Consider the following 21,355-nt stretch of genomic DNA (forward strand, 5'->3'; position numbering starts at 1 on the left):
AGCCCAACTGTCTCCAATGATCGGCAAGTCAGAACGGACCCGTGGGTTAACCCTGGACCAGCTGGTCGCGTTCTCGTCTCGGGGGTCGGTGGCCATAACAGCCAGAACCCAGCGGCGGATCTGGTCTCAGGTCAATCACTTCCTCGACTGGGTAGTCTATGAAGGGCATCTCATCTTTGGCGAGCCTTATGGCACATTGATCCTGACATTGTCGGTGATCGGCATCGAAGTGGCTCTGATCACAGCTGTTATGCTGACCGGGGACAACAACCCGACACTGGCTCGGGACACTATGTTTTCCGTGTTGATGATTGTCATGAACGGATTGGTTGGTCTCAGCCTGCTGATTGGGGGGCTGCGGCACGGGCTGCAGGTGTTCAACCTCTCGGGTGCTAATGCCTACCTTGTGGTGCTGTTGCCAGTGGCCATCGTCAGCCTCGTCTTGCCAAGCTTCACCATATCCGCCCCGGGCGGTGGTCTGTCGGCTCTGCAAACTGTCTTCATGATCGCCATGTCCTTGGTGCTCTATGGGATTTTCCTCGTCTACCAAACCGCCGGCAAACCCGAGATTTTTCGACAGCCTGAGGAAGACCTGCCAACAACCGGTGGCTCGGATGCGCATCATCTGGAAACCAAAAGCATCGGTTTCCATGTTCTTTGGTTGGTGCTGGCGATGTTGCCCCTGGTTTTGATGTCCAAAAAACTGGCGCTGTTTGTCGATTTCAAATTGCTGGAATTTGGCGCACCTGTCGCGTTGGGTGGCTTTCTGGTTGCCGCCATGATCCTGACACCTGAAGCCCTCGCCGCGCTGGACGCTGCGCGGGCCAACAAACTGCAACGGGCCGTGAACATCTGTCTGGGGTCGGCTTTGGCAACCATTGGCCTAACAGTGCCCGCTGTGCTGATCGCGGCACATTTTGTTGCGCTTCCCATCGAACTTGGGCTCGGCGGCGCGGAAATCGTCCTCCTGGCCCTGACAATAGGGATCAGCATCCTGACCTTTGTCGGAACCCGCACCAACGCGCTTCAGGGTGTCGTGCATCTGGCCGCCTTTATGACCTATGTGTTCCTGATATTTGACTCATGACCGTAGGTTTAAGTTGCGTTGGGTGAGCTCAAAAGGCAGCCCCTTACTGGCGGCTTCTTGCACCAGACCGAGTTTAATATTGCTAATTCGGACCTTCACTGCCCGACGCGTGAAGGTCCGCTTTGGGCCGTTCACAAACTTCTCGATTTAGATGTGGAATTATGAGTTATTCCCTGCCAAATCGACCTGAAGACGTCGAAGCACGCAATCAGCATGCCGCCTTACATAGCCTCCAACGTGTGGGTGAGGCCGTTTCGGATGTGATCTTCCAACAGTTTCTTGGCCATATTCGCGTCTCTGGCCAATGCGGCATCGAACATGTGTTTGTGTTCTTTGGCTGCTACCTCACCTCGATAGGTCAGTACGAGCATCTGGTAGCGAAGATATTTGTCATAGATGATTGAGTGAAGGGATAGAAGATTCTTGGAGTTGCAGGCTGCTATCATTGCTTGATGAAACTCCGAGTCGTACCTCTTCCAGGTTTCTTTCTCAGAGTCATCTCCTTTGAGAAGCCGCTGCTCCATCAAATGCAGCTTATGATGCGCGGCGACGAGGTTCCCCTCCCAATCCGTGTCACCATTCTCGATGGATAACTCCAGCGCGTGGCATTCCAACAGGACACGCAGCTCTGATATCTCAATCAGGTCTTCACGGGAGACCGGTGTAACCAGGAATCCCCGTTGCTCAGGAGCTTCGACAAATCCGTCGCTGGCGAGCCTGTTCAGCGTTTCACGAAGTGTCGAAAGGCTTGCCGAGTAGCGTTCCTTCAAGGCGTCCAGCTTCAGTTTGGAGCCGGGCTGCAACTCCCCGAAGATGATGTCCCGCTTGATGCGCTGATAGGTGCTTGCACCTATCGTAGACGGCTGTTTCGCCATGCGTTTCACCCGATATTATCAGTTTCCTCGTTCAATTAGCATTTTTCATAGACATCAGCAATCCAAACTGATGTATGGTAAAAATAAAAATATCATACATTATTGCGGAATCGCGAAAACCCCAATACGGTCGTGGCCAAGCTGGGCAAAGCAGCTCGATCGCAATCATCGGTTTCGGGATTTTCCGGACCCTCCGGAAGGAAGCAAAGTGTCTAAGAACTTTCGCATTGCCATTGTCGGCATCGGCCTTGTTGGACGCCGCCACGCAGACGCTGTCCGAGCGTTGCGCCATGTTGATCTCGTTGCGGTGGTCGACCCCAGCGATGAAGGTCGTGCTTACGCCATTGAGCATGGGGTCGCATGTTACGAGACCCTCGAGGAAATGTTTGCAAATCAGACGCCGGACGGAGCTGTTCTCGCGACCCCGACCACGCTTCATGTCGAACAAGGCCTCACGTGTGTTCGACATGGTTGTCCCGTTCTTGTCGAAAAACCGATCGCCGTAGAAGCCACCGCTGCACTTGAGCTTGTTCAAGCAGCGGAGAAAGCCAATGTGCCACTGATGGTCGGACATCATCGTCGACACAATCCTCTGATCCGGTCGGCTAAGGAAGCCATTGCCGATGGGAAGATTGGAGATGTGCGCGCTGTCCATGCGAATTGCTGGTTCTATAAGCCAGACGAGTATTTTGATGCTGCGACTTGGAGAAAGAAACCCGGTGCAGGGCCCATCTCGGTCAATCTTGTCCACGATGTGGATCTGCTGCGGTACCTGGCCGGAGAAGTCATGACCGTACAGGCTCAGTCGGCTGCATCGCAGCGGGGTTACGACAACGAAGATGTTGCCGGTGCTCTGTTGACGTTCGAAAGCGGGGCGATAGGGACCATAAGTGTGTCCGATAGCATCGTTGCTCCATGGAGCTGGGAGATGACTTCTCAGGAATACCCAATCTATCCTTCAACCACTGAGAGTAGCTACATGATAGGTGGCTCTCATGGTTCGTTGTCCGTTCCCGATCTTCGATTGTGGAGTTACCAGAGTGAGCATAGGGACTGGTGGACACCTATTTCATCGACCGCGCTGAAGAAGGGTGCGTCTGACCCTCTGGTCAATCAGCTCAGGCACTTTGTTGAAGTAGCTCGGCACGAAGCAGTGCCGATTGTGTCTGGCTGGGAAGGGTTCAGAACGCTTCAAGTTATTGAAGCTATTCAGAATTCTTGCAGAACTGGCGAGACTGTCAGGATAAGAAACCTTCAGGAAACGCAGCAACAGAGATTGCAGGTAATGAAAAATATCTGATATTTTGTAAAACATCTTGCAAAATGTCCAAAATAGGTCAAAACTCTGAATCGCAAAAAAGAAGCATCATGATGTCTCAGGGAGGAGCAAAGTGATTACCAAACTTACCCGCCGGGCTGCTGTATCAGCCCTGGTCGCAACCGGTGTTCTGTTTAGCGCAACAAGTGGTGCGCTGGCGGAAGACAAAGTTCAACTTCGCCTCGCAACATCAGGATCGGAGACCGATCAGCGCTCGGTCGCAATGGCCGAGGTTTTCGCACCCATGGTCGCTGAATTTGCGACATATGAGCCCAGCTATAACGGCACAATCTTCGCCCAAGGTACGGAGTTGGACGCCATCAGCCGGGGCAACCTGGAAATGTCGATCACCTCGGCGCAGGAACTGGCACAGTTCTTCCCCGAGTTTTCGATCTTTACAGCAGGCTATGTCCACCAGGACGCCGCGCATCAGGTGGCTGTCTTCAACGATCCCTTGATGGATGCCTTCAAGCAAAAGGCCGAAGAAGAACTGGGCGTCAAACTGCTGTCGGTCATGTATCTGGGCCGTCGTCAGGTGAATCTGCGCCAACCGAAGGATGAACTGACCGTCAGCACTCCGGCTGATCTGGAGGGTGTGAACCTGCGGATGCCGGGCACCGATGCGTGGCAGTTCCTTGGCAAAGCGCTGGGTGCCGCCCCGACACCAATGGCGTTTTCAGAGGTTTACACAGCTCTGTCGACTGGTGCCGTCGACGGTCAGGACAACCCGTTGCCGACTGTGGTTGATGCCAAATTCTACGAAGTGACCAATCAGATCATCCTGACATCGCACTTGGTCGACTTGAACTATATCGCCATCGGAAAAGAGGTTTGGGACGGGCTGACACCGGAACAGCAGGCTAAGGTTCAGGAAGCTGCGGATGCTGCAGCTGAATCAGGCCGTCAGAAGCAACTTCAGAAAGAAGAGGATCTTGTCAGCTTCCTGAAAGAGCAAGGCATGGCGATCTACGAACCCGATCTCGCGGCGTTCCGCGATCAGGTACAGTCTATGTATCTGGACAGCGAGTTCGCTGGCTCGTGGCCTGAGGGCGTTCTGGATCAGATCAACGCTCTGGGCAACTGAACCCAGTAAGACAAGGGAGGGAGAACCATAATGAAAGCCTTTATGAAGGGGTTCTCCCGACTGACCGAAGCGATTGCCGGCGGGATGCTGGCGGCAATCTTCCTGATCTTCCTATTGCAAATATTCTTGCGCTACTTCTTTACCCCCGCCGGATGGACGCTTGAACTCATCGGCATTCTGTGGGTCTGGGTGATCTTCTTCAGTTGCGCTTTCATAGTGCGAGAACGGGATCACGTGAAGTTCGACATCATCTACCTTTCGGTGCCGATGCGCGTACGTCAGGTCTTTGCGATGCTGGCGGCCGCGGCGATTGTGGTCGGGATGCTCTACAGTTTCCTGCCGACGTGGGACTACATCGACTGGATGAAAATCCGCAAAACCTCGACTGTGCGCAATCCGTTCTCGGGTGAGAAGATACCGCTGCGCACAGTATTCTCGATTTACGCGGTATTCATGCTGGTCGTCGCAGCGCGCTACGCGTGGCTATTCTTCGACGTCATGCGCAATGGGCCCCCAAAGACAGAGTTGGAACTGGTTGTTGGGTACAACGTGGTTGACGACCATCCCCGTGTCGACGTCGAAGAGGACGAGGAAGTTAAGAAATGAGTTTTGAACTTCTTTCCTGCCTGCTCGCTCTCTTTCTTCTGGCAGGCATCGGGACACCTATCGGCTATTCCATCCTCTTGGCCTCATTAGTGTACTTGGGCACAGCCGGACTGGACGTCGCCCTCGCGGGTGAGAAGATCCTGCAAGGCTTTTACAAAAGCACGATCCTGCTTGCCGTGCCTTTGTTCATCGTCGCCGCGAATATAATGAACGCTGGGTCGATCACGGACCGTCTGTTGAACTTCTGCGTAGCCGCTGTCGGTCGTTTCAAGGGCGGCCTTGGGCACGTAAACGTGGTAGCGTCTCTGATCTTTTCCGGTATGTCCGGCTCGGCTGTCGCGGATGCTGCGGGGATAGGCAAGATAATCATTGAAATGATGACCAAAGATGGCCGCTACAGCCGAGGTTACGCAGCCGCAATCACGGCGGCGTCGGCGACGATTGGCCCGATCATTCCACCCTCGATCCCGATGGTTTTGTACGCGCTCGTTTCCAAGGCCTCTATCGGGTCGCTGTTCCTGGCCGGTATTCTGCCGGGACTGATCATGGGCGTCGTCCTAATGGCGATGAATTACTATCTGGCCGGCAAGCGGAACTTTGCATTGGAAGAACCTGTTCCGCTGCGCGAGTTGCCGGCTAAAACCGCCAACGCATTTCCGGCACTGCTGATGCCCGCAATCCTGCTGTACGGCATATATGGCGGCGTCACCACTCCGACCGAGGCTGCAGCCGTGGCTGCGTTCTACGCCCTGCTACTGGCAGCATTGTTCTACCGCGCACTGACCTTCCGTGGCCTTTATCAAGTGTTCGTCGACAGCGCGCGCTCTTCCGCAGCCGTCGGGGTGGTCATTGGGGGTGCGTTCATTCTGAACTTCATCGTCATTCAGGAACAGATTCCACAGTCGATCTCGGCATTGCTGGAGGGTTCGGATGTCAGCCCGATTGTGTTCCTGATCCTGGTTAACCTGCTGATCCTCGCGCTGGGATGCGTGTTAGACGCAACAACGATCATCCTGGTGATCGTGCCCCTGTTCATTCCAACCTGCGAAGCGCTTGGGATTGATCTGGTGCATTTCGGAGTGCTGGTCGTCGTGAACTCGATGATCGGTCTGATCACGCCGCCTTATGGCATTCTACTCTTTGTGATCAACGCCGTGACGGACATTCCGCTGCGTGAGATCATCTCGGAAATCTGGGCCTTCCTCGCGGTTCTCATCTTCGCCCTGGTGATCATGATGCTGATGCCGGATCTAGTCCTGTGGTTGCCGCGTATGTTTGGATATCAGGGATAATGTGCCTCTCAGTTTCGACAACGTCGATCCCCGGTGATCTGGCTGAAAAGCTGAGTGCTATCGCTGACGCGGGATTCGGGGGTGTCGAATTACACGAACCGGATTTGACCGCTTTTGATGGGCCGCCATCGCAAATTCGGAACATTGCATCAGATCTCGGCCTTAAGATTTGCCTGCTGCAGCCCTTCCATAACCTTGAAGGCCAGTCCGGCGGTGGACGGGAGCGCGCCTTTGATCGGCTGAAACGCAAACTCGACCTGATGACCGAGTTGGGAACGGAATTACTGCTAATCGGGTCTGCCTTCGACGTCGATGCCGCTGCAACTGAAGAACAGGTAATCGCAGATCTTGGCGAGGCGGCCCAAATCGCTAAAGAAATAGGGATGCGTCTGGCCTATATGGGCTTGCCATGGTCGGATTTTATTCGCTCGGATGAGCAGGCGTTACGCGTCGTTGAAGCAATCGACAGCCCCCATTTCGGGCTGGCTCTGAATTCCTTCTTCTCGCTTGCCGATGGGTCCAAACCAGCCCGCCTTCGGGACATTCCCGGAGAGCGGCTGTTCCATGTGCAACTGTCCGATGCACCCCGGCTTGAGATGGATATCCGCAGGCTCAAGCGGCATTTCGGGCTTTTGCCTGGGCTCGGATCGCTGAACCTTGCGGGCTTCGTGCGGGTGTTGTCGCGCGCCGGTTACAAGGGGCCTTGGTCCATTGCGCGCGTCAACGAAGCAGCTCCTCAACCCGGTGGCCGCACACTGGCCCGAGACAGCTATAGGTCGCTGGTGAACCTTTTGGATGAGGTGTCGCGGACCGAGCCGGGAACAGATTTCGGCATCCCGGACTTGCCTGAACGCGTCTATGCGTCAGGCTTTGAGTTCGTTGAATTTACAGCCGACGAAACAAGCGGCGCGCAGCTGGCAGATATGCTGTCAGCAATGTGTTTTCGAATGGAGCGAAAGCATGTGAGCAAGTCCGTCGAGTTGTGGCGGCAGGGCGCGATAAACATCGTTGTGAATACCGAAAAGGAAGGTTTTGCCCATTCGGCGTTCCTGGGTCACGGCCCCTCCGTTTGTGACATGGGGTTGCGTGTCAAAGATGCGGATCAGACGGTTCAGCGGGCGACCGCGTTGGGCGCGCCGAATTTCTCACAGCCGGTAGGGACCGGGGAACTGGACATCCCGGCCATCCGAGGTGTTGGTGGCAATGTTGTCCATTTCATAGATGAGAAATCCGATCTGCATCGGGTTTGGGACATCGAGTTCGAGCCAGTCGCCAACACCAAAGCGATCCAGCCTGCCGGTCTGCGCCGCATCGACCATCTGGCACAGACGATGCGTAACGATGAGATGCAAAGCTGGCTGCTCTATTACATTTCGACTTTTGAGATGGCAAAATCCCCGATCGTGAACGTTGCCGACCCGTCGGGTGTTGTGCAAAGCCAAGCCATCGAAAGCCCCGAAGGCGAAGTGCGTTTAAACCTGAATGGTGCAGTTGGGCGTCGAACACTGGCGGCTTCATTCCTTGAAGACGGTTTTGGTGCTGGTGTTCAGCACATCGCCTTCCAGTCGGACAACATATTTGAAACCTCAGCCCAATTGCGGAAGTCCGGTTTTCCCAGCCTGTCCATCCCAGAAAACTATTACGCTGATCTGCAAGCGACATTCGGGTTAAGTGAAGACCTGATCGCCCAAATGCGCAGGGATAACATACTCTACGATCAGGCGGCGGGTGCCGAGTACTTTCAGATCTACAGTCGCCCTATCTTTAACGGCTTTTTCTTTGAAATTGTTGAGCGCCGAACTGGTTACGCCGGCTATGGCGCGCGTAACGCTGCGTTTCGATTAGCGGCGCAAACGCGACACCACGTGGCGGAAGGAACAACCTAATATGAAGGCCGCACTAATCGGACAAGGGATTTCTGGCTCCATGACGCCTGAGATGCACGAGGCGGAGGGCCGGGCGCAGGGCATCGATCTGAGCTACGGTAGGATCGACACTGCAATAGAGCCATTTCGTGGAATGTCGGTCGCTGATTTACTGCATTATTCCGTTGAATTAGGCTGTGCGGCGGTCAACGTGACACACCCCTACAAAGCGTCGGTCATTGATCATCTCGATGAGCTTTCCAAGACTGCTGAGGAGCTTCAAGCTGTCAACGCGGTGGTTTTTTGTGACGACCGAATGGTTGGCCACAACACCGATTACATAGGTTTCCACAGTGCCTTCGGAGATTTTTTGGGATCATCGAAGACTGAAACGGTTCTCATGTTTGGTGCTGGTGGCGCGGGCAGTGCTGTCTCTTTGGCTTTGCTTGATTCAGGTGTTCGAGATCTGGAGATCATCGATCCTGACTTCCACCGAGCGCAGGCGCTGGTCAGTCGACTAAAGGTCTTGCGCCCTTGTGCGAAGCTTCAGGGTTCCCCCTCGATTTCGTTGGAACGGGTCAAATTTGTGGACGGAGTGGTCAATGCAACACCGCTCGGGATGGATAAGTACCCCGGGTCGGTAATTGATCCATCATTGTTGCGGCCGAATGCTTGGGTGGCAGATATAGTATATTTCCCGCTCGAGACACACCTTCTGAGCAGCGCCCGCACAACTGGGTTAAAAGTGATGAATGGTGCTGGAATGGCAGTTCATCAGGCTGCAGCGTCTTTTGAAATCTTCACCGGCTGCACCGCCTCAATCAGTCGTCTTCAAAACGTTTTCGATTCACTTCGTCAGCAGCGCATGCGCGAGTTTAGAGGTGCAACGGTATGACAAACGACGAGCAAGCTATCCGCCAATGGTGGCGCACATCTATCATCGACATGAAGCCCGGCCAGATCGCGTTTCGCGGCAACGCCATAGAGGACCTGATCGGGAACGTATCTTTCCCGCAGATGATCTGGCTGATGGTGCGGGGCGACTTGCCCAGCGACGCGCAAGCGCGCCTTTTCGAAGCTGCTTTGGTCGCAGGCGTGGATCACGGCCCACAGGCTCCCTCAATCGCGGCTGCGCGTATGGCCGCCACCTGCGGGGTAGGTCTCAATAATGCGATGGCGACTGCGGTGAACATGCTGGGCGACGTGCACGGCGGGGCAGGAGAGCAGTGTGCAGAGCTGTACAATGATACCGCAGTCCGCATGGATGCGGGAGCTTCGCTGAATGACGCTGTTCGGGATGGCTTGGACAGCTGGCGCGAGACCTACGGCAAGATCGTATCGGGCTTTGGTCACAGGTTTCACAAGCCTGTCGATCCACGCGCACCACGATTGATGCAACTTGTTCGTGATGCGGCGGCAGAAGGCACAGTTTCTGGCCGGTTTGCCGATATCGGAGAAGAGGTTCAGGCCGAACTCGGTCGTCAACGCGGCGGTCGGCCAATTGCCATGAATATCGACGGCGCGACAGCCGTGATCTTCTGCGAACTTGGCTTTCCTGCGCCCTTGTCGCGCGGATTGTTCTGCCTGTCCCGCTCGGTCGGGATACTCGCTCACGCCTGGGAGCAGATGGGGCAGGGCGGTCGCAACAAAGGGCCGATGCCTCCGAATTATTTACCCCTCTACGAAGACAGGAATGATGACACGTGAGACATCGAAATCCTTCCGGGTCGGCCTTATCGGCTGTGGTCGTATCAGTGATATCTATCTAAAAACACTATCCAAATTCTCAAACGTTGAGGTCGTGGCTTGCGCAAGCCTTGATCCTTCGGAAAGCCGCGCCAAGGCGGATCAATACGGCATCGCCAAGGCCTGTACGCCAGATGAAGTGTTTGACGATCCGACGATTGACTGCGTTCTGAATCTGACAATTCCGGCGGCGCATGCCGAAATCAGCCTGCGCGCGTTGGAGGCGGGCAAGCACGTCTATTCCGAGAAGCCGCTGGTTATGAATCGAACGGATGGTAAAGCGATCCTGCATATGGCCTCTGAAAAAGGGTTACTGGTCGGTTGCGCACCCGACACATTTCTGGGCGGGCGCTGGCAGACCGTTCGGCGCTTGATCGACGAGGGTGCCATTGGCAAACCGACAGGGGTTTTTGCCCATGTCGGGACCCACGGGACGGAGCGCCACCATCCCAACCCGGATTTCTACTACCAGGCCGGTGGCGGGCCCTTGCTGGACCTTGGGCCATACTACCTGACCGCAATGATTTGCTGCCTTGGTCCCGTTGACCGGGTCGCCGGAATGGCGCGATGCACTTTCGACAAAAGGATGATCGAAAACGGCCCTCGCAACGGCGAATGGATGGACGTCGAGGTCGACACGCACTCCCTAAGCCTGCTGCAGTTCTCTTCCGGAGCTATAGGGTCGATGACCATGAGCTTCGACGTCTGGGACAGCGAAACTCCGCGGTTCGAGATCTACGGTGAAAACGGCACCATCAGCATCCCTGACCCTGACCCGGTTCATGGTGCCAATATCTTTCAGGGGGATGTCTGGTTGAAGACACGGGACACCTCGCGCTGGTCTCATCAGCCCCGTCCAACAGGTCGCGAGGACTGGCAAGTGGTCGAAAACAAACATGTATTCAATGAAGACAGCCGCGGGCTCGGCCTTTTGGATCTGGCCCTGGCGGCGCAAGAAGGCCGCCAACCCCGTGCAAGTGGAGCGCTCGCCTACCACGTTTTCGAGGTCATGGACGCGATCGAACGGGCGCCGAAATTTGGCGCCTATCAGACGATAGAAAGCCGTTGCGCGGCTCCAGAGCCTTTGCCGGTCGATTTCCTTAACGATGAGAGGAAGGAAATGGTTCATGCCGATTGAGATACTCGACTTTGCTCAGCCATTCTTTCGCGTCCAGCACATAACTGACGAGCGCAGAATTTCTATCAAGGGTCGCGCCATCGTCCTTAACCTTGGGGGGCGAAATCTCTCTGTCGAGGATCAGACCATTGCACCGCTTTCCTCTGTGATCGTGCAAGACAGCACGCTTAGCGGCGTGGAACGTGCAGTCGTTGTCCACGATTTTGACGCCCATGCCGATGACAACGAGTTGTTCGCATGGGTGAAAGATACATGGCCATCTGCTTTTGATGTTCGCCAAGAGGAGCGTTTACGCGGTGTCAGCCACTACATGTCGCCAAAGGTCTTTGTGGGTAACGTTGGGCTGACCATGTACCTTTCCGGCTCGGTGCCGCTGAATGTCGGATTGCACAAGGATCATCCGTTCTGCCCTGTACCGGGGTTTCGCGAAGTGCATACACAAATCGTAGGCTTTGGCAAAATGCAGCAATGCCGTGAGCGGGATGTTGAAACCCTTTACCTCGAAGAATTCATGGCCCCCGGCACGACGCACAAACCGATGTATGACGCCGAAGGCAACTATCCCTGGCATCAGTACGAGACGATTACCCCCAGTATTTTCATGGCGGTGGAAATGCTGCCGGAAGGCGTGCGGGTCCCAGAAATGGAGATTCAGAATGGCTGAGAGACTTTTATCCGAAGACCTGAACTTTGATGGACCTTTCCCCCGGTTGTCTCGCCGTTTGCGGCTGGGCGTTGTTGGCGGCGGACGTATCTCTTTCACGCAGGCAACGGCCGCGCGGATGACCGACCGGTGGGAGGTCGTCGCAGGAGCGCTCAGTTCTGACGCCATGCGAAGCAAGGCGCGCGGGGCCGAGTGGTTCCTGCCGGCCGATCGGTGCTATGCGTCCTTCGACGAGATGGCAAAGGCCGAGGCGGCACGCCCGGATGGTGTGGACGCGGTGATGATCACCACCCCGAACCACGTTCATTTCGAAGCGGCCAAAGCGTTTCTGGAGGCGGGTATTGACGTGCTGTGCGACAAGCCCCTGACCAACGAAGTCGACGAGGCCGAGGGGCTTGAGGACATTACTGCGCGCACGGGACACATCTTTGCTGTCGGCTATGCGATGTCGTGTTTTCCAGTAATCCGTCAGGCCAAACAAATCGTGGCCGATGGAGGCATCGGAAAAATCAACCAAATCCATGTCGAGTTCATGCAAGATTGGATGACGCCCGATGATGTGGCCGATGCGCCCCATGTGAAATGGCGGCTGGACCCCAAGATTTCAGGTCCGACCAGTTGTGTCGGCGATATCGGCACCCATGCCGCGCATCTTGCCAGCTTTGTCTCGGGCCTGCCGATGACCGACCTGAGGGCCGAATTCCATGTCTGCGGCGCGCCAAAGCCTTTGGAAGACACGGTATTCATGTTCACCCGCTATCAAAACGAGGTTCCGGGCACCCTGATGGCAACGCGCCTTGCCCCCGGAAACCGGGGCGGGTTGCGGTTGCGGGTCTACGGCAGCGAAGGGGGCTTGGAGTGGGATCTGGAGAACTCGGAACAGCTGAAGTTCAATCGGTTTGGTGAGCCGGATCGTATCATCAGCCGAGGTCACGGGCACGGCATCGGCCGCGGTGCGGAACGTCTGATCCGTACCGCGCGTGGCTTCCCCGAAGGGATAATCGAAGCCTGGGCCAACCTCTATACGGAATTTGCCATGGCCGTGGCCGCGCGTTGGGATGGCGTTACCGTTCCGGCCGATTGGCTTGCTTACCCCAGTGTCGAACAAGGCGCAGACGGTGTCCGATTCATTGATGCCTCTGTGCGCTCTCACCAGTCCGGAGGTGACTGGGTCACCATCTAATGCTCTGCCAGCATAAAGGTTAAACACGCCCGGGCTATTGCTCGGGCGTTTCTATTTTCTGCTCAGTATTAAAAGTTGATATTTTAAAAAATATCAGATATTTTTTACTACGTGTGATGAAAATAAGATTCGCAGACACCCGGAGCTGTCATTCATGGCGAAACCCGAAGAGGCTGGCACACGCCCCTCTCTCTATTCCTTGGCGCATCTGACGCTGATTGGCTGTACGCCGCCCGAGCTGGTCTATATCGCCGCACGGGCCGGTTACGATGCCGTCAGCCCCCGGTTTATTCCGATGCATGTGCCTGGAGAGTTCACCCAGTCCCCGATCGGCAAGGCTCAGGTGCAGGCTACCAAAACTGCGCTTTCAACAACCGGTCTGAAAGTCCTCGATGTCGAGCTTGCGCGCATTACCGAAGATGTCGATCCGCGCAGTTTCGAGCCGTCGCTGGAGATCGGCGGGGAACTGGGCGCCAAGCGTATGATCATGAGCGCGTGGACCAACACCCGCGATGATCGTGACTTCCTGATCGATGTCTATTCCGAGACCTGCGAACTGGCGGCTCCGTATGGGCTAACAGTGGACCTTGAGTTTCCAAGCTTCTCCCGCTTGCGCACTCTGGATGAGGCGCTTGATATCGTGCGTGCCTCTGATCAACCGAATGGCGGTATTCTGGTCGATACGCTTTATCTGCACCTCAGTCGCGTTGATCTGGGAGAGTTGCTACACGTACCCTCAGACCTGTTTCACTTCCTGCATATCTCTGATTGCCTGCCTGGCATCGCCGATACGCGTGAGGGCATGATCCAGTTGGCCCGCGATGCGCGGCTCTATCCTGGCGAAGGTTGGATCGATTTCACCGGCATCATCGAACGGATGCCACCCGTCGACTATTCCATCGAACTGCCCAACCAAAGCCGCGTTGCCGAGTTGGGATATGAAGAACACGCGCGTCGCTGTCTCAGCCACGCCAAGCGAACATTCGGCGAGGCGCGGTCACAGCGTCGTGTGCCCGATGCTGCAATTCTAAAACACCAAGAGGATCATCATGGGCAAAGAGCTCACTGAAAACGACCGCAACATGGCCGCCGATATGCTGGCACGCGCTCGCGCTGCCATGGCCGAGATCGAGGATTGGGATCAGGACAGGTTGGACCGCCTTTCTCAGGCGATTGCGTGGTATGCGGGTAATGAGAAAACCTTCACGCGTTTGGCTCAACAAGGCGTGGACGAGAGCGGCATCGGAGATCGCGCAGGGCGCCCTGCGAAGCGATTCAAGATTCACATGGTGCTGCGAGATGTCTTGCGTACGCCCTCGACGGGGATCGTCGAAGTCGACGAAGAAAAGGGGCTCGTGAAATACGCCAAACCTGCTGGTGTCATCGCATCCCTGATCCCGATGACCAATCCAGCAATGACGCCACCGGTGACAGGTGTATCCGCCGCAAACGCCCGGGATGCGGTCATCTTCAGCCCGCACCCGCGAACCGCCCATACCACCTTTGAGATGGTCGAGGTTATGCGTGCAGCCTGCCGTGCTGCCGGTGCCCCCGAAGACCTGTTTCAATCCATTCGCAAACCGTCGATCCCATTGACGCAACATCTGATGGAGATCTGCGACCTGACTTTGGCGACGGGTGGCAAGCCGATGGTCAAAGCGGCCTACAGCTCCGGGCGCCCGGCCTATGGCGTTGGCGCGGGCAATTCATCCATCGTCATCGATGAAACCGCCGATCTGGACATCGCCGCGCAGAACACTCGCATTTCAAAGACCTCTGACTTTGGGTCGGGCTGCTCGGCCGACGGCAACATCATCATCCAGCGCTCAGTTTACGACGATATGATCAAGGCGCTTCAAGCCGAAGGCGGGTACCTGTGTTCGGATGAAGAGAAGGCCATGCTCGAAGCGGCCATGTGGGATGAAAAGGGAAACCGTACGTTTCCGACCATCGCCTGTCCGCCGCAGCAAACGGCCAAGGTCGCCGGTTTTAGCATTCCCGAAGATCGCAAGTTTCTGATGGTTGAAAATCAGGGGCAAATCGGGCCGCAGCACAAGTTCTCCAAGGAAAAACTGACCACTTTGATGGCGCTTTATCACTTCGACACGTTCGATGACGCGCTGGAAACGGTCAGCCAGATCTACAACACCGGGGGCAAGGGTCATTCCTGCGGTATCTACAGCCACAATGACGATCACATCGACCGGTTGGCGCGTCTGGCTCCGGTCAGCCGCATGATGGTTCGACAGCCTCAGTCCAAGGCCAATGCGGGTGCCTGGACCAATGGTATGCCTATGACCAGCAGCCTGGGCTGCGGCATCTGGGGCGGCAACATCACCAACGAAAACGTCACTATGAAACACATGATGAACTACACTTGGGTCAGCCGTCCCATCCCAGAGGATCGCCCCTCGGAGCCGGACTTGTTCGGTGAGTTCTACGGACAGGAGGTCGCGTGATGGACGCAAGCAAACTGGACGGTAAAACCGTCGCCGAACACATCGTTGATTTCTTGGAACGTCGTGAGGTCAAACATGTGTTCGGCCTGTGCGGCCACACGAACATCGCGGTTCTGGCTGCTTTGGCCGAAAGTCCAATTGATTTCGTCACAGTACGACACGAACAAATCGCCAGCCACGCGGCGGACGCATATGCCCGCGTGACGGGCAAGGCCTCGGTGGTGCTGTCCCACCTCTCCCCGGGGCTGACCAATTGCGCCACCGGGGTCGCCAACGCGGCCTTGGACTGTATCCCTATGGTCGTGATTGCGGGCGATATTCCTACGCATTACTACGGCAAGCATCCGCATCAGGAAGTGAACCTGCACGCAGACGCGGCCCAATGGGAGATTTATCGCCCTTTCGTCAAACGTGCGTGGCGGGTGGATCGCGCCGACCTGATGGCCGAAATCTTGGAAAAGGCGTTCCATCTGGCTGAAAGCGGTCAGCCCGGGCCGGTGCTGGTCAATGTGCCGATGGACATCTTCTCCGAGGTGATCCCCTCGGACAGCTTCGACCGTATCCGCGATAACACGCGCGCGCTCAAGAAACCGTCGATTGACGACGAGACAGCGGGAGAGATTGTCGAAGCGTTGGCTAAAGCCGAAAACCCAGTCGCTTATGTCGGGGGTGGTATTCTTCTGGCACAGGCCAGCGAGGAGTTGCGAGAATTTGTTGAACATATGGGCCTTCCAGTCGCGCATTCCCTGATGGGTAAAGGCGCGTTGCGAGACGACCATCCACTTGTGCTGGGAATGACCGGGTTTTGGGGCACCGAATTGGTCAACCAGTCCTGCTTGAATGCGGACTACATCTTTGCGGTGGGAACCCGGTTCAAAGAGGCCGATTGTTCCAGCTGGTATCCCGGCTATACGTTCAACATTCCCGGCTCGAAGGTCATCCATATCGACATCGAACCGCAGGAAATCGGTCGGAACTATCCCACCGAGATCGGCGTCGTTGCTGACGCCAAGGCCGCTTTGCGCGTCCTCAACCGGGTCGCCCGCGAGATGTATCCGGACGGTTTCAAACGCCCCGCTCTGGAACAGAAGATCGCCGACTTCCGCACGGATTTCAAAGCGCACAACGTGGAAATGGCGACCTCAGCAGCCTTTCCGATGATGCCCGAGCGTATTCTGGCAGATGTCCGCAAGGCACTGCCCGAAGATGCCATCATCACCACTGACGTTGGGTGGAACAAGAACGGTGTCGGGCAACAGTTCGACATTTTGACGCCGGGTTCAATCCTGACCCCGGGCGGGTTCGCGACGATGGGTTTCGGTCCTCCGGGTGCGATCGGCGCGAAACTGGCGGCACCTGATCGTGTGGTGATCAGCCTTGTTGGCGATGGTGGTTTCGGCCAAAACCCGTCGATGCTGGCAACGGCCGTCGAACTCGATCTGGGCATTATCTGGCTGGTCATGAACAACAACGCCTTCGGAACCATAGCGGGTCTGCAAAAGGCGCATTACGGTCTGACCTATGGAACCACGTTCCCCGGATCAGCCGCCGCACCCGCAAACGGACCGGGCTATGCCGACATAGCGCGAGCCTACGGCGCGGAAGGGCACAGGCTCAGCGCTGCCGACGAACTGTTGCCCGCACTGGAAGCGGCAATCGCCAGTGGCAAGCCAACCGTGCTCGATGTGCCAATGATCAACAACCCAACACCGACGACCGGACATTGGAACATTTTGGACATATACTCGCCGGACAAAGAGATATCTCACGTCGCGACTTGACGAAACTGGGCGCGTTCAGGCGCGCCCAGTTTCTTGTGCCAATGCACATCCGTGCTCGAGCAAATACCCGTCTTAGTGTTGCAAAGCGGTCGCACGTTTGCCCAGATCGTTTGAAATCGGCGATGGTAGATTTAGGGTAACGCGGTCTCCGGCGGCACGCAGCAAAGGCTCGACGTCGGTCCATTGTCTGTTCCTTGCGGCCCGCCGGAGCCGTCGGTTTTCTTCCTGTAGCGCTTCGATCCTCTGGTCGACCTCGCCGGCGCTCAAGGCAATGTCCTGGTTTTGCTCTTGTAGCATGCCCTCAAGTGCTGAGCGTAGCATCTCAGTCAAGACGGCTTTGGCGGTCTCGGGGTTAAGCGAGTTTTTAATCAGTGCGTCCACGTGTGTTTTCTCCATCTGCTCGAGGACGGTGAGCAACGCGGCTGCGCGCTTCACGGCGTCGAGCGGGAGGTCGGTTCGCAGCGACAGGCAAAGAAACTGGTTTGGGACCTGGTTTGATAGTTTTTTTGGCAGGCGTTTTCGGAAATAGAAAATACGGCCACGGCGCATGAGGTATGGGCCGGCATGGTAACGGGTTTTGCGCAACCGACTGCTGGGTCGATTTTTGGCTGGCTGTGTCACAGCATGTGTCACAGTTTCCGAATGCTGTGACTCATCGGATTTTCCGGAGGCTCTGTTGCCCCTTATTTTCCTGGCTTTTCTGGAAAAGGTGGCTGTGCTTGCAGTCTGCGGCTATCCAGTCTGCGCCAATTTTCCCTGGTAACAGGGATTTTTACAGGGAAAAATGCGAATGTATGCAAATTTCTCTGAAGCGCAAAATTTTTATTACATTATTTCAGGTAGATAGGATAAATTTCCCTACTCCGCAAAACAGGGAATTTATGGAGCTCAACAGCGAAAGCTCTATCAGCTAACAGGGAACCTGCTTGGACTTATGTTTCTTGGCGAGGTCATGTCACTCCTCTGGCGTCGCGAGATCGAATTTGCAGATCTGATAAACCGACTTGCCAGAAATCTGTCTGTCACTGAGCCTGCGGAATGTGACCTGGATCTGTATCCAGGGTGGTGATCGCCATGCCGACGCCGCTTCGTTACGCAGTTCGTTTAAAAGGGTAGTGCGGTCTGCCACAAATTTGCCGACTGGGCGGGTTCTGAGAAACACCGACCGGCGGTGGAGCGGTGTCAAAAGTCGCAATGCAGTGCCCTGAAGCGTGTTCGTCAACTATATAGAATTTTTCTGTTGACCGGAGCGACATGTGGAGCCATCGTTTTGGCCACCACAACCAAAAACCTTGGAGAACCTATTCGAAACGAACGCCGTAATCGGCGGGCGTTGCGGCTCTCCATGTCCGCATTTCCCGCCTCCAAATAGTGAGAAAGGAAATGACAAAATGTCTGGCAACTCAGTGGATCATCCAGGTGCTGCACAACCAGACCCGACCGGTCCGTCAGCTGTCGCAGATAGTCACGAGCCAAAGTCTGCTTCGAGTCTGCAGGCGCCGCCCGGCAAGCGTAACGACCTGCACCGCGACCTGAAATTCGTCGATGTTCCAATTGAAAAGATCTTTTGACATATCTCGTAACCACGGCAGACTCCGCTGTTTTGATCGTAAATACAATCAACGCCGCGGGCGACGACGGCCCGAAAGCCAAGCCTCACATCTATTTCTGGGGTGTCGCCCTGGCATTGGTGGTCGGAGCCCTGCTTGTCATTGGGGGTCTGGGAGCCATTCAAACCGCGATGGTTATTGCGGCTTTGCCATTCAGTTTGGCGATGGTTCTGATGGGCTTTGCACTGATTAAGGCGATCTACAACGATAGCCGAAGAATTGCCGAAGGTGTTCCGACCACCGCCCCGGCATCTGCTGCGGAATGAAGCTTGATAGTGATGAAAGGACTTCGAGATGAAAACGCGTAAATCTTTTGCAGCTATCAGTGTGGCGTCCGCGGTAACTGCCGCTTCTACAGTCTCGGCGGCCGACATGGTCATTGGCGTCCCGAACTGGCCATCGGGGGAAGCCACCGCACATATTCTGAAGGTTGCCTTGGAAAGTCGGCTGGACTTGGACGTCGAACTGCAGGACAGCACCAATGCAGCCATGTTTGCGGCTATGGATGCCGGAACCCTGCATGTGCATCCTGAGGTCTGGCTGCCCAGTCTCGACTACCTTCGACGGGAATATGTCGACGGCCGAAAAACGGTTCAGGTAAAGTCCAGTGGCCCCAAGGGGGCGCAAGGAATGTGCGTGACAAAGGGCACGGCGGAACGCACTGATATCACGGATATCAAGCAGCTTTCCGATCCGGAAATGGCTCAGAATTTTGACAGTAACGGAGACGGAAAAGGTGAGGTCTGGATCGGTGCAGAAGGTTGGACTTCCACTTCTATCGAACAGGTCCGTGCACGTTCTTACGGCTATCACAAGACTATGAGCCTCCGAATCATGGACGAAGCCGACGCCTTGGCAGAACTGGGGGCTGCTGCCGGGCGGAATGAGAATGTCGTATTCTATTGCTATCAGCCGCACTACATGTTCGAAGTGCACGACCTTGTTGTTCTGAACGAGCCAGCGCACGTTAGTTCAAAGTGGATTATCGTGCCGCCCAACTCGATCCCGGGCTGGTTGGAGAAATCAACTGCCGGTGTCGCCTGGGATACTGACGATCTTCATGTCAGCTACGCGACCAGCCTGGAAAGCGCGCAGCCTGATGCGGTCGCAATGCTAAGCAATGTCAATTTGGAGACCGAGATGCTCTCGGAAATGTCCTTTGCCTTGGCAGTCGAGAAAAAGGACCCCGAGGCATTTGCAAAGCAATGGGTTGAAGACAATTCGGCTGTTGTCGACAGTTGGTTCCGGTAGTGACAAACGTTATCAAAAATGCTTCGGGCGGTAACGAATTCCGCTAGAGTGTTTGATACTCTTACGCCTTCGGGTCCAGAAGACCGGGAGGCTGGCAATGGTGTTGATCGGCTTTGCTCTGATCAAGGTAATCATCAACGATAGCCGCCGGAACGCAGTTGGTGTTACCTCTACAGTTCCGGATGCGGACCCAATGGTGGCCGAATAAAGTGTGAATAGTCACTGAGTGCCTACAGATCTTTTGTGGGCGCTCTTTCCGCATTCAATCGGTGGAGTGAAAGGTGAAACAATTTCAAGGCAGCTGTCATTGCGGTTCTGTAGAATTCACATTTTCGGTACCGGACATCGATCATGCAATGCGATGCGATTGTTCATTATGTTCCCGTAAAGGCATGGTGATGAGTGCAACAGTGGTACCGCCTGAAGATATTAAAATCAGGTGTGAGCAGGGTGTTCTCTCAACTTACCAATTTGGCACAGAAACGGCGCGGCACTATTTTTGCAATCGCTGTGGAATTCATACATTCGTCGAGACGCGGCTGAACCCGGGCCACTATCGAGTTAACCTCGGATGCATCGATGAGTTGGACGCTCTTCGCCTACCTGAGGTAATCTATGACGGAAGAAATCTCTGACGCGACCAAGGCGCCTCTTATGGTCAGAACATCTGAAATGCAATGACGTGGCCAACGATCTAGCTCCGAGATGAATTGACATATGTGTACTGGCTTGGCTGCCCGAAACTGAAAAAGCGGCCAAAGGTACTGGGTACTACGCGCCTTCAGATTTCCTCAGCACCAGAAAGGTCATCATCCCCAGCGGTGGAAGGGGCCTTTGCTCTTCGACGGCAAGCATATCCTCTTGCAGCACCGTCTCGATCTCGAAATCTGAATGCCAGCCGATTGTATTTGCCAGCGGGGCAAATATGCGTTCCATAGATGCAAGCAGCCCCCGCTTAAGTTGGAAATGGTTGGTGATCACCACTCTGCCACCCGGTTTGCAGACCCTCGCTATTTCCGCCATCACCTTTTCCGGTTCCGGAACGACGGACAGCACATGCATCGCTGCAACCGTGTCAAAATGGTTGTCGGGAAATTCTATCGTTCGGGCATCCATTTGCACCAGTGCTTTGATATGCTTTAGTGACATGGCCTGAACCTTGTCGCGGGCCTTTTCTAACATGTCTTCGCTGAAATCGATCCCTGTCACCTGCGTCTCGGCCCCGTAATGTTCCAGGGACAGTCCGGTGCCCACGCCAACCTCCAGAACCTTGCCGGGACGCCTATTGATGTATTCAACCGCGTGCTGTCTCCCGACATTGGTGACAGCCCCAAACGTCCTGTCATAGACGGGCGCCCAGCGAGCGTAAGAGGTTTGAACGGCCTTGATGTCCATA

General features: G+C 55.5%; 20 protein-coding genes and 1 pseudogene. 18 read left to right on the plus strand and 3 right to left on the minus strand.

Going from position 1 to position 21,355, the window contains the following annotated elements:
* A partial coding sequence (locus tag ABWV79_RS21980) for a calcium:cation antiporter (protein WP_353394935.1) occupies positions 1-1,087 on the plus strand: 1,087 nt, incomplete at its 5' end.
* Between the two features lie 221 nt (positions 1,088-1,308).
* On the opposite strand, the gene ABWV79_RS21985 is transcribed toward ABWV79_RS21980, so the two are convergent.
* On the minus strand, positions 1,309-1,962 hold the full coding sequence (locus ABWV79_RS21985; protein WP_170385853.1) for a GntR family transcriptional regulator: 654 nt from the start codon (positions 1,960-1,962) through the stop codon (positions 1,309-1,311).
* Here ABWV79_RS21985 and ABWV79_RS21990 point away from each other — a divergent pair.
* The 13 genes from ABWV79_RS21990 to ABWV79_RS22050 all read left to right on the plus strand — a co-directional run bounded on the left by ABWV79_RS21990 (position 1,961) and on the right by ABWV79_RS22050 (position 17,098).
* Positions 1,961-3,262: a Gfo/Idh/MocA family protein gene (locus ABWV79_RS21990; RefSeq protein WP_353394937.1), complete on the plus strand. Its 1,302-nt coding sequence runs from the start codon at positions 1,961-1,963 to the stop codon at positions 3,260-3,262. The two genes, ABWV79_RS21985 and ABWV79_RS21990, sit on opposite strands and share 2 nt — an antisense overlap.
* 91 nt (positions 3,263-3,353) lie before the next feature.
* Positions 3,354-4,364 (plus strand): TRAP transporter substrate-binding protein DctP, encoded by a 1,011-nt coding sequence (dctP, locus tag ABWV79_RS21995; RefSeq protein WP_353394939.1) that lies wholly within the window; start codon positions 3,354-3,356, stop codon positions 4,362-4,364.
* A 30-nt stretch (positions 4,365-4,394) separates the two neighbouring features.
* The gene (locus ABWV79_RS22000; protein ID WP_170651104.1) at positions 4,395-4,970 is read left to right on the plus strand and encodes a TRAP transporter small permease; all 576 of its coding nucleotides are present in this window, start codon (positions 4,395-4,397) and stop codon (positions 4,968-4,970) included.
* On the plus strand, positions 4,967-6,262 hold the full coding sequence (locus ABWV79_RS22005; protein ID WP_170328647.1) for a TRAP transporter large permease: 1,296 nt from the start codon (positions 4,967-4,969) through the stop codon (positions 6,260-6,262). Before ABWV79_RS22000 ends, ABWV79_RS22005 begins: the two co-directional genes overlap by 4 nt.
* Entirely contained in the window at positions 6,262-8,148 is a 1,887-nt protein-coding gene (locus ABWV79_RS22010; protein ID WP_353394942.1) for a bifunctional sugar phosphate isomerase/epimerase/4-hydroxyphenylpyruvate dioxygenase family protein, read from the plus strand. Before ABWV79_RS22005 ends, ABWV79_RS22010 begins: the two co-directional genes overlap by 1 nt.
* A 1-nt stretch (position 8,149) precedes the next feature.
* On the plus strand, positions 8,150-9,022 hold the full coding sequence (locus ABWV79_RS22015; protein WP_353394944.1) for a shikimate dehydrogenase: 873 nt from the start codon (positions 8,150-8,152) through the stop codon (positions 9,020-9,022).
* A complete protein-coding gene (locus tag ABWV79_RS22020; protein ID WP_353394946.1) occupies positions 9,019-9,834 on the plus strand; it encodes a citryl-CoA lyase in 816 nt (271 codons plus the stop codon). Before ABWV79_RS22015 ends, ABWV79_RS22020 begins: the two co-directional genes overlap by 4 nt.
* Positions 9,821-11,011 carry a Gfo/Idh/MocA family protein gene (locus ABWV79_RS22025; RefSeq protein ID WP_353394948.1) on the plus strand — a complete coding sequence of 397 codons (1,191 nt, stop codon included), beginning with the start codon at positions 9,821-9,823 and terminating at the stop codon, positions 11,009-11,011. Before ABWV79_RS22020 ends, ABWV79_RS22025 begins: the two co-directional genes overlap by 14 nt.
* The gene (locus ABWV79_RS22030) at positions 11,001-11,675 is read left to right on the plus strand and encodes a hypothetical protein (RefSeq protein ID WP_353394950.1); all 675 of its coding nucleotides are present in this window, start codon (positions 11,001-11,003) and stop codon (positions 11,673-11,675) included. The genes ABWV79_RS22025 and ABWV79_RS22030 overlap by 11 nt, the downstream gene beginning before the upstream one ends.
* Positions 11,668-12,858 carry a Gfo/Idh/MocA family protein gene (locus ABWV79_RS22035; protein ID WP_353394952.1) on the plus strand — a complete coding sequence of 397 codons (1,191 nt, stop codon included), beginning with the start codon at positions 11,668-11,670 and terminating at the stop codon, positions 12,856-12,858. Before ABWV79_RS22030 ends, ABWV79_RS22035 begins: the two co-directional genes overlap by 8 nt.
* Before the next feature lie 154 nt (positions 12,859-13,012).
* Positions 13,013-13,927 (plus strand): sugar phosphate isomerase/epimerase family protein, encoded by a 915-nt coding sequence (locus ABWV79_RS22040; protein ID WP_353394954.1) that lies wholly within the window; start codon positions 13,013-13,015, stop codon positions 13,925-13,927.
* On the plus strand, positions 13,908-15,317 hold the full coding sequence (locus ABWV79_RS22045; RefSeq protein WP_353394956.1) for an aldehyde dehydrogenase family protein: 1,410 nt from the start codon (positions 13,908-13,910) through the stop codon (positions 15,315-15,317). Before ABWV79_RS22040 ends, ABWV79_RS22045 begins: the two co-directional genes overlap by 20 nt.
* Positions 15,317-17,098, plus strand: a complete 1,782-nt coding sequence (locus ABWV79_RS22050) for a thiamine pyrophosphate-binding protein (RefSeq protein ID WP_353394958.1) — start codon at positions 15,317-15,319, stop codon at positions 17,096-17,098. Before ABWV79_RS22045 ends, ABWV79_RS22050 begins: the two co-directional genes overlap by 1 nt.
* A 72-nt stretch (positions 17,099-17,170) precedes the next feature.
* On the opposite strand, the gene ABWV79_RS22055 is transcribed toward ABWV79_RS22050, so the two are convergent.
* Positions 17,171-17,647, minus strand: coding sequence for a DUF6538 domain-containing protein (locus ABWV79_RS22055; RefSeq protein WP_353394960.1), 477 nt, complete (start codon positions 17,645-17,647; stop codon positions 17,171-17,173).
* Between the two features lie 842 nt (positions 17,648-18,489).
* On the opposite strand from ABWV79_RS22055, the gene ABWV79_RS22060 reads away from it, so the two are divergent.
* The 4 genes and pseudogenes from ABWV79_RS22060 (at position 18,490) to ABWV79_RS22075 (ending at position 20,594) form a co-directional block, all read left to right on the plus strand.
* Positions 18,490-18,669, plus strand: coding sequence for a hypothetical protein (locus tag ABWV79_RS22060; protein WP_353394962.1), 180 nt, complete (start codon positions 18,490-18,492; stop codon positions 18,667-18,669).
* A pseudogene (locus ABWV79_RS22065) lies at positions 18,663-18,974 on the plus strand (BCCT family transporter); the annotation flags it as partial. The gene ABWV79_RS22060 and the pseudogene ABWV79_RS22065, both read left to right, overlap by 7 nt.
* A gap of 28 nt (positions 18,975-19,002) precedes the next feature.
* Entirely contained in the window at positions 19,003-19,959 is a 957-nt protein-coding gene (locus ABWV79_RS22070; protein ID WP_353394964.1) for an ABC transporter substrate-binding protein, read from the plus strand.
* Positions 19,960-20,240: 281 nt separating this feature from the next.
* Positions 20,241-20,594 carry a GFA family protein gene (locus ABWV79_RS22075; RefSeq protein WP_170815399.1) on the plus strand — a complete coding sequence of 118 codons (354 nt, stop codon included), beginning with the start codon at positions 20,241-20,243 and terminating at the stop codon, positions 20,592-20,594.
* A 136-nt stretch (positions 20,595-20,730) separates the two neighbouring features.
* On the opposite strand, the gene ABWV79_RS22080 is transcribed toward ABWV79_RS22075, so the two are convergent.
* Positions 20,731-21,354: a class I SAM-dependent methyltransferase gene (locus tag ABWV79_RS22080; protein ID WP_353394966.1), complete on the minus strand. Its 624-nt coding sequence runs from the start codon at positions 21,352-21,354 to the stop codon at positions 20,731-20,733.
* Position 21,355 lies beyond the last annotated feature (1 nt).

Origin of the sequence: Ruegeria sp. HU-ET01832 (assembly GCF_040371315.1) — a bacterium.
In the GTDB taxonomy this organism is placed as follows: domain Bacteria; phylum Pseudomonadota; class Alphaproteobacteria; order Rhodobacterales; family Rhodobacteraceae; genus Ruegeria; species Ruegeria lacuscaerulensis_A.

Coding starts and splice junctions, on each gene's coding strand:
- ABWV79_RS21990 (WP_353394937.1), top strand. CDS start 1,961: ATGCGTTTCACCCGATATTATCAGTTTCCTCGTTCAATTAGCATTTTT.
- ABWV79_RS22030 (WP_353394950.1), top strand. CDS start 11,001: ATGCCGATTGAGATACTCGACTTTGCTCAGCCATTCTTTCGCGTCCAG.
- ABWV79_RS22010 (WP_353394942.1), top strand. CDS start 6,262: ATGTGCCTCTCAGTTTCGACAACGTCGATCCCCGGTGATCTGGCTGAA.
- ABWV79_RS22020 (WP_353394946.1), top strand. CDS start 9,019: ATGACAAACGACGAGCAAGCTATCCGCCAATGGTGGCGCACATCTATC.
- ABWV79_RS22050 (WP_353394958.1), top strand. CDS start 15,317: ATGGACGCAAGCAAACTGGACGGTAAAACCGTCGCCGAACACATCGTT.
- ABWV79_RS22045 (WP_353394956.1), top strand. CDS start 13,908: ATGGGCAAAGAGCTCACTGAAAACGACCGCAACATGGCCGCCGATATG.
- ABWV79_RS22070 (WP_353394964.1), top strand. CDS start 19,003: ATGAAAACGCGTAAATCTTTTGCAGCTATCAGTGTGGCGTCCGCGGTA.
- ABWV79_RS22000 (WP_170651104.1), top strand. CDS start 4,395: ATGAAAGCCTTTATGAAGGGGTTCTCCCGACTGACCGAAGCGATTGCC.
- ABWV79_RS22080 (WP_353394966.1), bottom strand. CDS start 21,354: ATGGACATCAAGGCCGTTCAAACCTCTTACGCTCGCTGGGCGCCCGTC.
- ABWV79_RS22035 (WP_353394952.1), top strand. CDS start 11,668: ATGGCTGAGAGACTTTTATCCGAAGACCTGAACTTTGATGGACCTTTC.
- ABWV79_RS22040 (WP_353394954.1), top strand. CDS start 13,013: ATGGCGAAACCCGAAGAGGCTGGCACACGCCCCTCTCTCTATTCCTTG.
- ABWV79_RS21985 (WP_170385853.1), bottom strand. CDS start 1,962: ATGGCGAAACAGCCGTCTACGATAGGTGCAAGCACCTATCAGCGCATC.
- ABWV79_RS22060 (WP_353394962.1), top strand. CDS start 18,490: ATGTCTGGCAACTCAGTGGATCATCCAGGTGCTGCACAACCAGACCCG.
- ABWV79_RS22015 (WP_353394944.1), top strand. CDS start 8,150: ATGAAGGCCGCACTAATCGGACAAGGGATTTCTGGCTCCATGACGCCT.
- ABWV79_RS22055 (WP_353394960.1), bottom strand. CDS start 17,647: ATGCGCCGTGGCCGTATTTTCTATTTCCGAAAACGCCTGCCAAAAAAA.
- ABWV79_RS22005 (WP_170328647.1), top strand. CDS start 4,967: ATGAGTTTTGAACTTCTTTCCTGCCTGCTCGCTCTCTTTCTTCTGGCA.
- ABWV79_RS22025 (WP_353394948.1), top strand. CDS start 9,821: ATGATGACACGTGAGACATCGAAATCCTTCCGGGTCGGCCTTATCGGC.